Here is a 15,685-nt window from a genome sequence, read left to right on the forward strand (position 1 = left end):
AGCATTATGAATCCCGCACTTTGGATCAGTAAAACAGGCCTCGATGCCCAGCAGACCGATATCTCAGTGATCTCCAACAACCTGGCGAACGCCAGCACTGTTGGCTTCAAAAAAAGCCGTGCGATTTTTGAGGACCTGCTTTATCAAACTATTAATCAACCCGGTGGCTTATCGTCGGCAAATACCGAATTGCCTACCGGTTTGATGCTTGGCGCAGGCGCTAAGGTTACAGCGACTCAGAAGATTCATACCCAGGGTAACCTACTGACCACTGATAACTCGATGGATTGGACCATTCAGGGACGTGGCTTTTTCCAGATCCTGTTGCCTGATGGCAATATCGCCTACACCCGAAATGGCCAGTTCACGTTGAATGAAGACGGCCAGATGGTGACCAACGGTGCTGGTTACGAGCTGCAGCCAGCCATCACGCTGCCGCCAGATGCACAATCCATGACGGTTTCAGTCGATGGAGAGGTATCTGTTCGCCAGCCCGGCAGCACTGACAACGTCGTCGTAGGCAATGTCACTATCGTTGATTTTGTTAACCCTAGCGGCCTGGAGCCGATCGGCGAAAACCTATATCTCGAAACTGGGTCCAGTGGCGCAGCAACTGAAGGAACTCCCAGCCTGGATGGTTTTGGCTCTATTCGTCAGGGCATGCTGGAGACATCCAACGTTAACGTAACTGAAGAGTTGGTAAACCTCATCGAAAGTCAGCGGGTGTACGAAATGAACTCTAAGGTAATTTCGGCGGTTGACCAGATGATGTCTTACATCAACCAGAACCTTTAAGTGGGTGGGTAACGTTATGAAAAAGCTCTTACCACTAGTGTTGCTCGGACTGACAGGGTGTGGCTCTGTCTATCAGGTGCAGCCGGATGACCCATACTATGCGCCCCTCATACCTGAAATGCCTGAAGCCCAAATGGTGCTGACAGGTTCCATGTTTCAGGATGTGACAGCACAGAATCTCTATTCGGATATCAAAGCGCGCCGTATTGGCGACATTATCACCGTCAATCTGGTTGAAAACACCAAGGCCAACAAGGGCGCCAAGAGTGAGCTCGATAAAGAGACCTCTGTTGAATATCTGGCACCTACTATGTTTGGCCGACCGGTAACCATTGGTGGCAATACCCTGGACGTCGGCATTGATAACACCACTGAGTTTGAAGGTGAGTCCAAGGTTAACCAGAACAACTCTTTATTGGGTGCAATCTCAGTCAGTGTGGTTCAGGTTCTGGCTAATGGCCATCTGGTCGTTCGCGGTGAAAAGTGGATCACGATTAATCAGGGGGATGAGTACATTCGTCTAACCGGCATTATTCGTCCTGAAGATGTCACTGCTGACAACAATATCGCATCTACCAAGGTGGCAAATGCGCGTATCCAATACAGTGGAACAGGCTCTGCTCACGATACCCAAACGCCAGGTTGGTTGACACAATTCTTCAACAGCCCCATCTGGCCGTTCTAATTGGGGAGGTAAGTTATGTGGCTTAGAACCTTACTACTTGTTTTGTTGGCTGCGGTCAGTGGCACTGTGTCAGCTGAACGGATCAAAGATATCACCACCATCCAAGGGGTGAGAAACAACCAGCTGGTGGGTTATGGCTTGGTGGTCGGCTTAACCGGTACAGGTGAGCAAGCACGTTATACCGAGCAAAGTTTTGCGACACTGTTGAGTAACTTCGGTATTAACCTGCCGCCAGGTACCCGCCCAAAGATTAAGAACGTTGCTGCCGTAGCTATTCATGCTGACTTGCCGCCATTTACCAAGCCAGGCCAAACGATCGATATTACGGTAAGTTCTATCGGCAGTGCAGAGAGCTTGCGCGGCGGAACCTTGCTGCAAGCCTTTTTGAAAGGGGTGGATGGCAAGATATATGCCGTTGCTCAGGGTAATTTGGTTGTTGGTGGTTTCGGTTTCTCCGGTGCCGATGGCTCTCAGGTTATCAGTAACACGCCTACGGTCGGTCGAATTCCCAATGGTGCGATTGTTGAAAGAGAAGTTCCCAATATGTTTGGTCAGGGAGATTACCTGACCTTCAACCTGAACAGCCCGGATTTCACGACTGCTAAACGCCTGTCTGATGCGATCAATGAACTGGTTGGTCCCAGCACAGCTCGCGCTATCGATGCAACCAGTGTCAGAGTCACCGCGCCACGAGACCTCAGCCAACGTGTTGCTTATTTATCGGTTCTTGAAAACATCGATGTTAAGCCTGCCGATGAATCGGCCAAGGTGATCGTTAATTCACGTACCGGCACCATAGTTATAGGCAAAGATGTCACCTTGCTACCTGCAGCTATTACTCACGGTGGGATGACGGTAACGATCGCAGAAAGCCAGGATGTGTCGCAACCGGGCCCATTCTCTGACGGTGAAACTGTGGTTACCCAAGAGAGCCTGATTGATGTCGCTCTGGATGATTCCCGCATGTTTGTTTTCAATCCGGGAGCTACGCTGGACGATCTGGTTCGTGCCATAAACGCGGTAGGTGCAGCACCCGCAGATGTCATGGCTATTCTTGAAGCGCTGAAACAAGCCGGCGCTCTTCGTGGCCAGCTGATCATTATCTAAGGCCTATAGGATGATTGATTCAGATCGCTTCGCCACGAGTCGCCAAGTCCATGATATTCAAGGTCTGGACCGACTGCGCCAGAGTGCTCAAAAGAACGAAGACGCAGCACTTCATGAGGTTGCCAAGCAATTTGAAGGTATGTTCGTGCAAATGCTTATTTCGAGCATGCGTCAGGCTAACGAAGCATTTGAATCTGATAGCCCGTTTAACAGCCGTTACGCCAAGTTCTATGAAAATATGGCTGACCAGCAGATGTCGCAGGACCTTAGTCAAAGTGGCGCATTTGGCCTGGCCGAGATCATGGTTCAGCAGCTACGCCCTGATGGCAAAAGCTTTATGCCTTCTTCCGCGGTACGTTCGACTGCAGATAGCAACCTTGGCAATGACCAAATGGTGACCTCACTGGCCGGTGGTAATCTGAGTGGCATTCTTAGCGGCAGCAAAGAGGGCAAGGGTTTGCCTCTTGATCAATATATGCGCGCGGGTGTACCTCAGGTGAACCGTGGTGAAGCTGCGGTAGACGTTGTCAAATTGTCGACTCCGGCGACAGAACAGAAGGCAGCAGCAAAAGAATCATCAACCGTTACTGGCTTCTTGGAAAGTGTCGACTTTTCGTCACCGCAGGCGTTTGTTCAATCTGTCATGCCTTATGCGGAGAAAGCCGCAAAAGCACTTGGCACATCACCCACCGTACTGATTGCGCAGGCGGCTCTGGAAACCGGCTGGGGCCAGAAAGCCATCAAGCGGCTGGATGGTTCAAGCAGCAACAACTTGTTCAATATTAAAGCTGATCAACGTTGGTCTGGCGATAGTGTATCCGTTAATACTCTCGAGTATGAGCAGGGCGTTGCAGTAAAAGAGCGCGCTGCATTCAGAGCGTATGACAGTGTCGCTGCCAGTTTCAATGACTTCGTTGAATTCCTTCAAAACTCTCCTCGATATCAGGACGCCATAAATCAGTCATCAAACTCGGCAAGCTTTTTGCAAGAACTACAAAAAGCCGGGTACGCGACGGATCCCCGATATGCCGACAAGGTGATGGGCGTACTCAAGCAGGTTAACTCCCTGCTGTAAGTAAACTGATTTTTTGAAGGAGCGGTCTTATGGCTGTCGATCTATACCAGCTAGGTGTCAGTGGTTTACTGTCATCGCAAAAACAGCTGTCGACAACAGGCCACAACATTGCCAACGTGAATACCGAGGGATACACGCGCCAGCGCGTGGTCCAGGGTGCTACTCCTGCTATGTGGGAAGGTGGTAACTATTTCGGTACTGGTACACAGGTTAATGACGTACAGCGCACCTTCAACAAGTTTGCCTACCAAGAGTTAGTATTTAATCAAAGCCGCCTTTCTGGCGCCGAGATGTTTGGCCAGAAAATGAGTGAGTTGGATGAACTCCTCTCCAAAGTTGGTTCTGGCGTTAGTTCTTCACTGAACCAGTTTTACTCTGCAGTTAACAGCGTGGTGGATACTCCCAATGATGTGGGTGTAAGAAACGTCATGCTCTCCAATGCTGACTCTGTGGCATTCAACTTCAATTCGATTCGTACAACGTTGGAGAATCAGCTCAATAGCCTGAATGAAGACATTGAGGTGGTGGCTGATCGTATCACTGAGATTGGGCAACAACTTGCCGCATTGAACACCGACATTATTGCGGCAGAAGCAAATGGTATTAACAACTCGCCAAACGACCTGCTCGATAAACGAGACCAGTTAGTTAAAGAACTCTCTGAATACACAACTACTTCTACCGTAGACAACGGTGATGGCTCTATCACGGTATTTATTGGCAATGGCCAGACGCTGGTTACCCAGGTTAATTCATTCCAACTGGATGTGGTTCAGGGCAACCCAGACCCTCAACAGACCGAACTTGTTCTATCAAACAATAGCGGTGGTGTAGTTCCATTGCGCGGTGAGCGCATGGGTGGCGAAATTGGTGCCATGTTCAATTACCGAGACAACTCCCTTCGCAACGCGATCAATGAGTTGGGCAAGACCGCTATCGCGGTCGCTGATAGCTTTAACCAGCAGCAGTCACAGGGCTTGGATCTTGACGGGAATGTGGGTAACGACCTGTTTCGAGATATCAACGATATCGAAGTGGCTCGTTTGAGAATGAAGTATGACACCGGGAATACCGGTAACGTGGTTGGTAATGTCACCATCAATGACATCAACCAACTGACCGGTGATGACTACGAAGTTCAATACGATCTCGGTACCAATAGTTACACCATTACAAACCTCAATACCGGCAGCAATCAAACCGTGGTTCGTGGTGCTGCGCCTTTCTCTTTCAGTTTTGAAGGTATTGATTTTAACGAAGAGAGTGGTGCACCGGGTGATGGTGATACTTTCTTACTGCAGCCTACGGCCAGTGGTGCTGCTGATATCCGAGTCGAGATTGACCAGCCAGAGCGGATAGCCGCTTCCTCCATCGCTGAAGTGATGCCCAACGAAAAGAACGTCGGCACCGGCTCCGTCAACATAACCAATGTCACCGGTATTGATAACTTCAATGTCGGAGCGCTGGCATTCCCATACGAGGTTCAGTTTGTTAACCCAGTGGCAGTCCCCGGTGGCACCCAGTACGACATAGAAATCTATGACAGCAGTGGTGCGCTTTTCTCTGCTTTACCCGCTGCGTATGACACGACGGCACAACCCGTTTCTATCAATGTGCCCCTGGCCCCTGGCCAGAGTTTTGATATCGAGATCACCGGCGACCCGGTAGGGCAACTGCCAAATGCACCAGATAGTTTCTCGGTTGAATATGTGTTCGGCACAGGTAACAACAAGAACGCCATTAAGATGGCCGATCTACAGACCACCAAGGTGCTGAACAATGGTCGTTCCACCATGTTCGATAACTTCCAGAGCTTAGTGACTGAGGTCGGTGCGGCCACTCAAACCGCGGAGATCAACTACAGCACGTCGTTGGCGCTCTACACCCAGGCGGAAGAGCGTCAGCAATCAATCTCTGGTGTCAACCTGGATGAAGAAGCGTCCAACTTGCTCCGGTTTCAGCAAAGCTACAACGCTGCTGCTCGGATCATTACGGTGGCAGGTGAACTCATCGATACCATCTTGCAGTCGGCGCGCTAAGGAGTAGGTGATGCGAGTTTCTACTTTTCTTTTCTATCAAACCAATACCACCAACATCACCACCAAGCAGTTTGATGTGAATGAGTCGATCCTGCATTTGAGTTCAGGCAAACGAGTCATCAATGCATCAGACGATGCAGTGGCGGCCAACTCTATTCTGAATTTCAAGCAGTCAGTAACGACCACCGAGCAGTATCAGCGTAATGTCGATTTTGCGAATTCTCGCATCAGCGCGGAAGAGACTTCCTTAAAAGCTACCGAAGATCTTCTGTTCCGAATTAAGGATCTTGCGTTGCAGGGCAACAACGGTGCTTACACGCAGGAAAACCGCATAGCGATCGCTGAAGAGTTAGAGGCGCGCTATGACGAGTTATTAGCATTGGCTAATACCCGTGACGAAGGCGGCAACTACGTGTTTGCCGGTTATCAGACAGAAACGCAGCCTTTCGCTAAACAACCTGATGGGTCAGTGATTTACTACGGTGACGATGGGCAGCGCCTCACTACCGTGGGTGATGGCGTTAAAGTTGCCACCAGCGATTCTGGTCAAAAGATCTTCCAGGAAGCGCCGAGCAGTACAGGTGATTTTCGTCCTGATTATCGTGATGCGACAGGTGTTGTAACCAACACCGGCGGTGTCGCCGTCAAAAATGCGTCGATCGTTGATCGCGCCAATCATGACACCACCGCTTTTCCACCACCCTACACGGTGAACTTTGTTGATTCAGATGGCGATGGCGAGCCTGAAATCGAGGTCCTCGATTCCACCTTGCCGGTACCTAACCCAGTGCCAGTGTTTGATTCTACTGGCGCACAAGTTTATCCACCACCGCCAGCTCCCGCGCCTGCGCCAGCGTTTGTGCCGGGAGAGAAGTACGCCTTCAACGGTGTCGAAATGCAGATCGATGGCGAACCGAATGTTGGCGACAGCCTGACGCTTAATTCGCAGGAAAAGGTCGACATGTTCGAAACCCTGCAAGAGGTGATCAATTGGCTGCGCAGTCCAAACGAAGACGGCATCAATGCAGATGACCTAAGCAAGCAGCAACGCCAGATCGATGTTGCGCACTTGATCGACGACATCGATCAGATAGCGATCCATGTTTCCAGCCGTCGCGGCACCATCGGTGCACGCCTGAATACTGTCTCCACTCAGGAGAACGTCAACGAAGAGTACATCTTGACGTTGAAAACAGCGAATTCAGCGCTGGAAGACCTGGATTACACCGAGGCAATCACAGAGTTCGAGCGGCAAAAAGTTGCCCTGCAGGCGGCACAATCCGCCTTTACCCAGGTGCAGAATCTGTCTCTCTTCAACTTGATATAAGAAAAACGGCTTAACATACTGAAATTAATGGTTATTTAAAGTTGGCACGTAATCTGCTTTAAATACACTGACTGAAAAACAGGCAATTTTTTGACAGGTGATCCGGCAACCTAAAACAACCCGGATGCCTGGATCAGCTGGAGGCTAAAGATGGCTCTTACGATACAAACCAATGTTTCATCATTGAACGCGCAGCGGAATCTGTCGAAGTCATCCGACGCACTGGGGACCAACTTTCAAAGGCTATCCTCTGGTCTGCGGATCAATAGTGCAAAGGACGACGCAGCAGGTCTGCAAATCTCTAACCGACTGACATCGCAGATCGGTGGTCTGAACGTGGCGGTACGAAATGCCAATGATGGTATTTCAATGTCTCAGACTGCTGAGGGTGCATTGCAGGAAAGTACAAACATCCTGCAACGTATTCGTGATCTGTCTATTCAGTCTGCTAACGGTACATTCTCTGATTCTGACCGTGCAGCGCTTCAAGACGAAGTCGCTCAGCTCAAAGCCGAATTAGACCGTATTGCTGAAACCACCACCTTTGGTGACAGACCATTGCTGGATGGTAGTTTTGGTACTGAGTCATTCCAGGTGGGTGCCCAGGCATTCGAGACCGTAAGTGTTTCAGTAAACTCATTCTTTACTGATGACATGGGAACTCAGAATTACTCTCTGCAAAAAGCAGAAATAGGTGGCTCGTTTACCGCTATCGCTGCTTCCGAGGGGACTTCAAGTATCGTTACTGGTTCTGCTACTGCGATTGGACTGGGTGGTATCGGTATTAATACTGCCGCCACGCTGAATCACAGCTTGGGTGATACCGGCCTCACTAACAGTAACAACACGCTGACAATTTCAGGTCCGCTGGGTGAAGGTACGATCAATGTCGATCGAGACAACAGTGCCTATGATCTGCAGCGTACTATTCAATCAACTACCTCTAAGACAGGTGTTGATGCAGATGCCCGTACCGTTGTTGCGCTGGACTTCTTCACCGCATCGTCAGCAACGCTGACCAACTCTAACGGTACCATTGATACCGTGGGTGGTGCATTGTCAGCGACTACGACCATTACTTTTGCGCTGCGCGGAATGAATGATGATTCAACTGATGCGCCGCCGACGATTAAGGTGGATCTGACCAGTACCGAAGATCTCTCAGCACTGGCTAACGCTATCAATGCTGTAGCGACAGAAACGGGTATCGGAGCCTCTGTTGCGCCTGACGGCCGATTACTGCTGGTGTCTGAACGTGGTGATACGATTCAGATGGATGACCTGCAGTTAACTGGTGCCGGTTCAACCGTTGGTATCAATGCGGCTACCTACGAATACGAAGGTGACCTGACTGACAACAGCAATATCCTCTCGTACGGTGAAATTGTTGCGCGCACTGACACTACCATTGGTGGTGCTGCGGCAACGCAGGACAGTGCGGTTGATTTTGTGGGTACCGTAAGAATGACATCAAACGGTGACTATGCACTGGCTGCAAACACCGAAGTAGGTGCGAGTAACCTAACGACGGGCTTGCTGCAGAATGCTTCATTGGGCAGTGTGGACGAGCTGAGTCAGTTGGAAGGTGTCGATAGTATCGATGTCAGCACGGCAATTGGTGCCCAGGTGGCAATTGATATCGTCGATGGTGCACTGGCCTACATTGATAGCCAACGTGCATCTCTGGGTGCGGTCCAAAACCGTTTGTCCAGTACCATCTCTAACCTGACCAATATTTCAGAGAATGCGTCGGCATCACGTTCAGGTATTCGTGACACTGACTTTGCACTTGAGACGGCAGAGCTGTCGAAGAACCAGGTGCTGCAGCAGGCTGGTACATCAGTACTGGCGCAGGCTAACCAGTTGCCGCAGGCTGCACTGACACTATTGGGTGGTTAAAGCCTCACTTAGTCGCGGTAATCCACCGAACCAAAAAGGGCAGCGTGCTGCCCTTTTTTGCGCTTGGTCAGTTTTTATCCAGTCGCTTTGCAGCTATACTTGTCTTAAATATGTGATGAGGATCTCTCTATGCAAATCGATACAGGCGCTGCGGCGTCGTTCGCGACCATAGATCCTGCTCGTAATCAACAGCAGCTTCAACAGCGCCAACAGGTTGCCGAGCAAGCCCCAGGAGCGGCGGATCAGGTTCAGGAGAGTAGGGATGCTACACGTCAGGCTGTCGTTGCAGTTGAGCAGCGAAATACCCAGCAGCAGACCATTGAGACATTTGTAAATGCGTCGAGTGATTCCAGTAGCTCTGGCGACAGTGGCCTGACTGGTGCCGATGTGCTCGAGGCATCTCAAAACATCAACCAGCGTCGAGCCACCATTGAAGTGCTCGATCGCGCTCAAAACGGTGAATTACAGCAACCTTCAGTTAATCCTTTGGGTCAGTTTGTTGATACCACCGTGTGATCTTAGTCACCCAAAATTTTATTAAAGGCGCCTACATGGCGCCTTTTTTGTCAACTTTTTTAACATTGATAACTTATTGAATATTAAGGTGATGTTTTGTCGGTGATGGAGTTGTGAACAACTTTTTTCATTTTTTTTATAAAAAACTCTAAAGCTTTTCTCCGCGGTGCCGTTACTGAGTGTGAACAACAAAACAGTTTCACTTAGCGTCAAGCTAGAGTATGTGGAGAATTTGGTATGGCACTCACAATTCAAACGAACGTTTCCTCGCTTAATGCGCAGCGTAATTTGAATCAATCCAACAGCGCGTTGGGTACAAACTTCGAACGCCTCTCATCTGGCTTGCGCATTAACAGTGCAGCTGACGATGCAGCGGGTCTTCAAATCTCAAACCGTCTGACTTCTCAGATCAATGGTCTGAACATCGCAACTCGTAACGCAAACGATGCAAACTCTCTGTCCCAGACAGCTGAAGGTGCATTGCAGGAGAGCACTAACATCCTGCAGCGTATGCGTGACCTGTCAATCCAGTCTGCTAACGGTACATTCTCAGACTCCGACCGCGGAGCTCTGCAGGAAGAAGTAAACCAGCTGCAAGCTGAATTAGACCGTATTGCTGAAACCACCACTTTCGGTGACCGTAAGTTGCTTGACGGCTCTTTCGGTACAGAAAGCTTCCAAGTGGGTGCGCAGGCATTCGAAACCGTTGCAGTATCTATCAACTCATTCAAAACTGAGTCAATGGGTGCGCAAAACTACGAGCTGGTTAAGACCGAGCTTGGTGGTAGTTTCACTGCTGTTGCCGTTTCTGAAGGTACAGCATCACTGGTAGCAGGCTCTGCTTCTACTATCGGTCTGGGCGGTATCGGTGTGAACACTGCTGCAACAGCTGACGCTTCTTTCGGTGGTACAACTCTGGCTAACAGTGCTAACACTGTGGACATCACTGGTGAGCTGGGTACGGCAACTATCAACGTTGACGGTAACGGCAGCGCTGCAGATGTTGCTTCAGCAATCAACGATAAGGCCACATCAACAGGTGTAAGTGCTGATGCGCGTACCGTAGTTGCTCTGGACTTTTACACTGCGGGTGGCTCACAGGTTGCTACTTCAGCCGGTACAATCAACACCTTTGGTGGTGCACTGACTGGTACTGCAACCCTGACCTTCAACCTGCGTGGTTCAAACGACGATTTGGCGACTGCACCCGCAATTAAGGTTGATATTACAAACACTGAAGACCTTTCTTCTCTGGCCAATGCGATTAACGCTGTAGCTGATGAGACAGGTGTAGGCGCAACAATCTCCGATGATGGTCGTCTGCTGTTGACCAGCGAAAGCGGTGACAACATCCAGATCGACAACCTGCAGTTGACTGGCCTAACCAGTACTATGGGTATCGACGCGGCTACTTACGAGTTTGAAGGCGACACCAGCGACACTGCTAACATCGCTTCTTACGGTAACCTGGTAGCAGCGACTGGCGCGACCATCGGTGATGCGACAGCGACCACAGATAGTGCAGCCGACTTTGTAGGAACTATCCGCCTGACTGCAAACGGTGACTTCAGCCTGCAGGCTAATACTCAGGCAGGCGCAAGTAACCTCACTACTGGTCTGCTGCAGAACGCCTCTCTGGGTTCAGGTGTTGAGCTGAGTGAGCTGGACTCTGTCGATAACATCGACATCAGCACAGCGGTTGGCGCACAGGTAGCAGTATCAGTCATCGACGGTGCTCTTGCGTACATCGATAGCCAGCGTGCATCACTGGGTGCGGTTCAGAACCGTCTTGACAGCACAATCTCTAACCTGAGCAACATTAGTGAGAACGCTTCGAACTCTCGCTCAGGTATTCGCGATACTGACTTCGCTTCAGAAACTGCGGAACTGTCTAAGAACCAAGTTCTGACTCAGGCTGCAACATCTGTGTTGGCTCAGGCTAACCAGTTGCCACAGGCCGCATTGAGTCTGCTTGGCTAAACGGACTAAACTATAGGAAAGGACAACGGCAAGGGAGATCTAGGTCTTCCTTGCCGTTTGGCCATTTCAGGTAAGTAAAAGTGAGTGGGGGAATTTTTATGAGCGTAGAAGGTATTCAAACTGCGTCCGGTCCTCAAGTACGTAATCAACCTGAAGCGGTAAATCCCGCGCAGTCTGAGGCGACTGCAGTACAAGAAGTAAAACCTGAAGAAGTTCAGGCGGCTGCTAAGACTCAGGAGCAAGCCCAACAACTAAAGCAGGATCAAGAGGTTGAGCGTCAGAGATTGGAAGAGATGGCGCGGAACCTGCAAGAGTTTGTTCAATCGTTTAATAAGTCGTTAAGCTTCACTGTAGACGATGCGTCCGGTAGGGACGTGATTACGGTAAAAGACAAGGTGAGCGGCGAATTGTTGCGGCAAATTCCTTCCGAGGAGATGCTAAAACTTGCCGTCAGGCTATCTGAAGCGAACGGTTTGTTGCTGAACACTGAAATTTAAGAGCACAACATTATGGCAGATCTTCCAACCATTAGCGTACCCGGTATCGGTTCTGGACTCGATGTTAACGGCATTGTTCAAGGACTGGTAGATGTACGGAAAGTACCTTTCACGGAACGAAATGATGCCAAAATTGCGACTTTTAACAATCAGATCTCTGGCATTGGCTCATTGCGTAGCGCTTTGAGCGAATGGCAGACCACGCTGTTTGAACTGAAGCTCGACAATACCTTTAATCAGCGCTCAGTGACCTTTGCCAACGGCAAAGAGCCTGAAGAGCAAAAGTTTACCGTTACGGGTGATTCCAGCTCAACTGAGGGTAGTTATGACATCGAAGTGATGCAGACTGCTCAGGCCCACAAGCTTACTTCGAACTTTGCCATTGGCGAGTTCGACCCAGTAGGCGAGGGTACGATGGATATTACGGTTGGCAGCGAAACTTACTCCATTGAGGTAAGTGCCACCGATACCCTAAAAGACGTTAAAGACAAAATTAATGACATCGCTGGCGAGAGCATCAGCGCAACTATTGTTACCACGGACAGCGGTGTAAATCTGTCACTTGCCAGCAAGAATACCGGCGAGGCTAATGCCATTGAGATCGCCGTGACTGACGTGGATGGAGTAGCTGATGCCAATGGCCTGTCACGTCTTCAATACGACACTAACTATAGCGCCAATATGCAGGAAACCTCTGCGGCGCAAGATGCGCGTATCAAGATTGACGGTTTCCTGGAAGTTTCCTCTGATACCAACAAGTTTGAGGGCGCGATTGAAGGCGTCACCATCTCTGTTAAAGAGGCTCATCCTGCGGGTGAAAGTGATACTTTCAACCTGTCTTTGGATAAAGAAAGTACGAAGGAAAAAATCCAATCTTTTGTTGATGCCTACAACCAGATGATGACGGTGGTTGATAACCTTACCTTCATTAATCGGGATGGCAGTGGCAACGTAGTAGACAGCAGCTCTTCAGATGACGATAGCACGGCGCTAACAGAAGAAGAGCGCGAGCAGCAGCAGATGGAGCGAGAGAAAGGCGTTCTGTCCTCTGATGCCACGATCAGAACCATGATCAACCAGTTCCGTGCGACGCTGTCCGACCCGGTAACCACGTCTGACGGCACCACCATGAACTTGTCAGTATTGGGCATTGAAACTCAAACTGACGGGACACTGAAGATTGATGAAACCAAGCTTGATGATGCATTGGAAAACAACTTCCAGCAGATCAGCGAGGTGTTCTCCGGATTCGAAACCAAAGATGTTGATGGCAATGTGATCGCGTCTTCAGATGGTGTGGCTGATAAGCTCAACAATCTGGTTCGCGAGTACGAAAAATTTGGTGGTATTCTGCAGACCAAATCCTCTTCGTTCAGCGACTCAATCGAAAAGTTGAATACAGAACAAACCAACTTCGATGAGATGATTGCGCGTTACGAAGCCCAGCTTTATAACCAATTTTTATACTTGGATACGATTTCTGCTCAGCTGGATAATACCAGCTCATACCTTGAGCAGCAGTTCAAGAATCTGCCAGGCGTGGCTGGTAGCAACGACTAACACCCTAATCACTTTTAAAGAGTTAGGCAGAGAGCACCTTTATGGTGCTCTTTTTGCATTATGCTCTTTGATAATCAATATTTTGGCGCTGCTAAGACGCCCATCGCTATTCGGGAGCCTTCTATGGCGATTCAGGTAGATAAAAACAGTCTTAACCTGCTCAGACAGGTGCTTAACCTTACGTTCACCAAGAACCTGGCGTTTTTAAAGGAACGCTTTCCTCACCTGGCAGAAAAGTTCGAAACTTATAAACCAAAAAGCATGGGACTGGAGATGGATCCCATGGGGCGCCTTAATATCTGCGGCGCAGAGGGCTTTATTTATGACGGTGACCCCAAGCAGGTTTGTGAAGAGCAAGCGAAACAATACTTTGACCGCCCGGTTACTGGGATTTACCGCTTGAGCCAGCAGGGCTGGGAAGCGTCGATGAAGCTATTTCGTCACGCTAACCTGCTCAAAGAGTTGGTGGACATGGGTGAAGGCTACGCCAAGAAAGCGGTGGAAGCGGGAGTACGCGAACCTTATCACTGGTTTCCGTTTTTTACCGTTTTGGGAGTAGGGATCGGCTACCACCTAGAGAAGATCCAGTTACAGGCTGACAAGATTGGCCACCTGTTTATTTATGAGCCGAACGATGATCTTTTCTACGCTTCGCTGCATGTGACAGATTACCGTCAGCTATTTGATACTTTTACCAGTCAGAATAAAGGCATCACGCTACTGGTAGGGTGTGGTCAGGAAGAGTTTGTTCATACCGTTCAAAAAGTGATGTTTAAAATCGGTATCTTCAAGTCGTGTGCGTTGCCGATCTATCGTCACTATGACAGCAAAACGGCCGATGAAAGCTTGCGTCGTTTCTTTGATAACTTAAGTAATTTCTATGCTGGGTTTGGCTTCTTCGAGGATGAGGTGATTTCGACCCGCCATACCATGAAGAATATGGCTGCAGGCTGTAACCTGATGGCCAATGATGTCGGTGAACATGGCTTCGACCGGCCCGTGTTTATCTGTGCCAATGGCCCATCGATTGATTACTCTCTGGATTACATCAAACAACACCGCGACGAGGTCATTGTTATCTCCTGTGGTACGGCGTTGAAGACGCTGCACAATGCGGGGATTAAACCGCACATCCATATTGAAATTGAGCGCGTCGAGTATCTGGCTGATTGGATCCGAGAGGTTGATCCTCAAGGTGACTATTTGAAGGACATTCACCTGGTGGGTATGAATACACTTTCACCGGGCGTCGTTAGCCAGTTCAAAGAAGCGACGCTGTTCTTTAAGCCGAATGATGTGGGTACAGAACTGGCGCGCGTGACGCTGTTTAAAGATTTTGCCCAGTACCTTCACCTGTTTAACTCAAATCCAACGGTATCAAATGCCGCCATGGCGTTGGCGATCCACTTCAAGGCGCCACAGGTTTATCTGTTTGGTGTCGATGTGGGCTATGTGGACCCTGAGTATCACCACTCCAAAGCAAGTGCCTATTATGGCCAGTTTAAGGGGGTGTTTGAGAAAGGGGGCTCAGGTGCCCATAAACGCGTGAAAGGTAACTTCCGCGACATGGTATCAACCAGTGCCGTTTTCGATTGGTGCCGACACGTACTTGAATTGGTGATCCGAATTAAAGGGGAGGGCATGGAGTTCTTTAACACCTCCGACGGTGCGCGAATTGAAGGTGCGACCCCTTGTAAAATAGAAGATATTTCGCTGCCAGAGGCGCCTGAGACTCCGTTCGATTCTGACCAATGGATCGCCAAAGCCAGGGTACAGAAGCCTGTGACGTTCGAGATGCTGTATGACAATTTCCGACAGCGACAGCGTACTATTCGCAAACTGCTCAACTTCCTCGCAGATGACGACGTTCTTGAGATCGACTGGGCAGAAAACGATGTGTTTGATCTGTTCCAGCGAAATCACCTGCAGCTTAGAAAGCACGTCGGTGGGCAGGACAACCCATCGGTAAGGATGATTGAAGGTAGTATGACTTACCTTCAGATCACCATCCTGGGTTACATGCATATGATCCCAAATAACGACCTTCGCAACCAGTTTGTCACGGAAGGGATTGAGCTGTTTGTACGTTACTTCAAAGAGATGAAGACAATCTTTAAAGGCTTGGAAAAAGAGCTGGAAGAGCTAGCCTTGAAAGTGAAGTAATAGTAAGGGGTATTCCCGGTAGTAAAAAGGCGACCTCTGGGT

The 15,685-nt window shown here is 49.5% G+C and carries 12 protein-coding genes; all 12 read left to right on the forward strand.

The annotated features are described in order from the left end of the window. Positions 1-6 precede the first annotated feature (6 nt). The 12 genes from flgG (at position 7) to ABEA14_RS02195 (ending at position 15,643) form a co-directional block, all read left to right on the forward strand. Positions 7-795, forward strand: coding sequence for a flagellar basal-body rod protein FlgG (flgG, locus tag ABEA14_RS02140; RefSeq protein ID WP_345338167.1), 789 nt, complete (start codon positions 7-9; stop codon positions 793-795). Positions 796-811: 16 nt separating this feature from the next. Then, the gene (flgH, locus tag ABEA14_RS02145) at positions 812-1,480 is read left to right on the forward strand and encodes a flagellar basal body L-ring protein FlgH (protein WP_345338168.1); all 669 of its coding nucleotides are present in this window, start codon (positions 812-814) and stop codon (positions 1,478-1,480) included. Positions 1,481-1,495: 15 nt separating this feature from the next. Then, complete coding sequence (locus tag ABEA14_RS02150; protein ID WP_345338169.1) at positions 1,496-2,587, forward strand: flagellar basal body P-ring protein FlgI; 1,092 nt, start codon at positions 1,496-1,498, stop codon at positions 2,585-2,587. 10 nt (positions 2,588-2,597) lie between these two features. After that, positions 2,598-3,662, forward strand: a complete 1,065-nt coding sequence (flgJ, locus tag ABEA14_RS02155; RefSeq protein ID WP_345338170.1) for a flagellar assembly peptidoglycan hydrolase FlgJ — start codon at positions 2,598-2,600, stop codon at positions 3,660-3,662. Positions 3,663-3,691: 29 nt separating this feature from the next. Further along, a complete protein-coding gene (gene flgK, locus ABEA14_RS02160; protein WP_345338171.1) occupies positions 3,692-5,701 on the forward strand; it encodes a flagellar hook-associated protein FlgK in 2,010 nt (669 codons plus the stop codon). Between the two features lie 10 nt (positions 5,702-5,711). Further along, positions 5,712-7,028 carry a flagellar hook-associated protein FlgL gene (gene flgL / locus ABEA14_RS02165; protein WP_345338172.1) on the forward strand — a complete coding sequence of 439 codons (1,317 nt, stop codon included), beginning with the start codon at positions 5,712-5,714 and terminating at the stop codon, positions 7,026-7,028. A 150-nt stretch (positions 7,029-7,178) separates the two neighbouring features. Next, a complete protein-coding gene (locus ABEA14_RS02170) occupies positions 7,179-8,927 on the forward strand; it encodes a flagellin (RefSeq protein WP_345338173.1) in 1,749 nt (582 codons plus the stop codon). A 129-nt stretch (positions 8,928-9,056) separates the two neighbouring features. Next, positions 9,057-9,443: a hypothetical protein gene (locus ABEA14_RS02175; protein ID WP_345338174.1), complete on the forward strand. Its 387-nt coding sequence runs from the start codon at positions 9,057-9,059 to the stop codon at positions 9,441-9,443. A gap of 237 nt (positions 9,444-9,680) precedes the next feature. Further along, positions 9,681-11,423, forward strand: a complete 1,743-nt coding sequence (locus ABEA14_RS02180; protein WP_345338175.1) for a flagellin N-terminal helical domain-containing protein — start codon at positions 9,681-9,683, stop codon at positions 11,421-11,423. A 98-nt stretch (positions 11,424-11,521) separates the two neighbouring features. Beyond that, a complete protein-coding gene (locus tag ABEA14_RS02185; RefSeq protein WP_345338176.1) occupies positions 11,522-11,920 on the forward strand; it encodes a flagellar protein FlaG in 399 nt (132 codons plus the stop codon). Positions 11,921-11,932: 12 nt separating this feature from the next. Then, entirely contained in the window at positions 11,933-13,480 is a 1,548-nt protein-coding gene (fliD, locus tag ABEA14_RS02190) for a flagellar filament capping protein FliD (protein WP_345338177.1), read from the forward strand. 123 nt (positions 13,481-13,603) lie between these two features. Continuing rightward, the gene (locus ABEA14_RS02195) at positions 13,604-15,643 is read left to right on the forward strand and encodes a motility associated factor glycosyltransferase family protein (protein WP_345338178.1); all 2,040 of its coding nucleotides are present in this window, start codon (positions 13,604-13,606) and stop codon (positions 15,641-15,643) included. The last annotated feature ends 42 nt before the right edge of the window (positions 15,644-15,685 follow it).

This window comes from Corallincola platygyrae, assembly GCF_039544265.1.
Taxonomy (GTDB): domain Bacteria; phylum Pseudomonadota; class Gammaproteobacteria; order Enterobacterales; family Neiellaceae; genus Corallincola; species Corallincola platygyrae.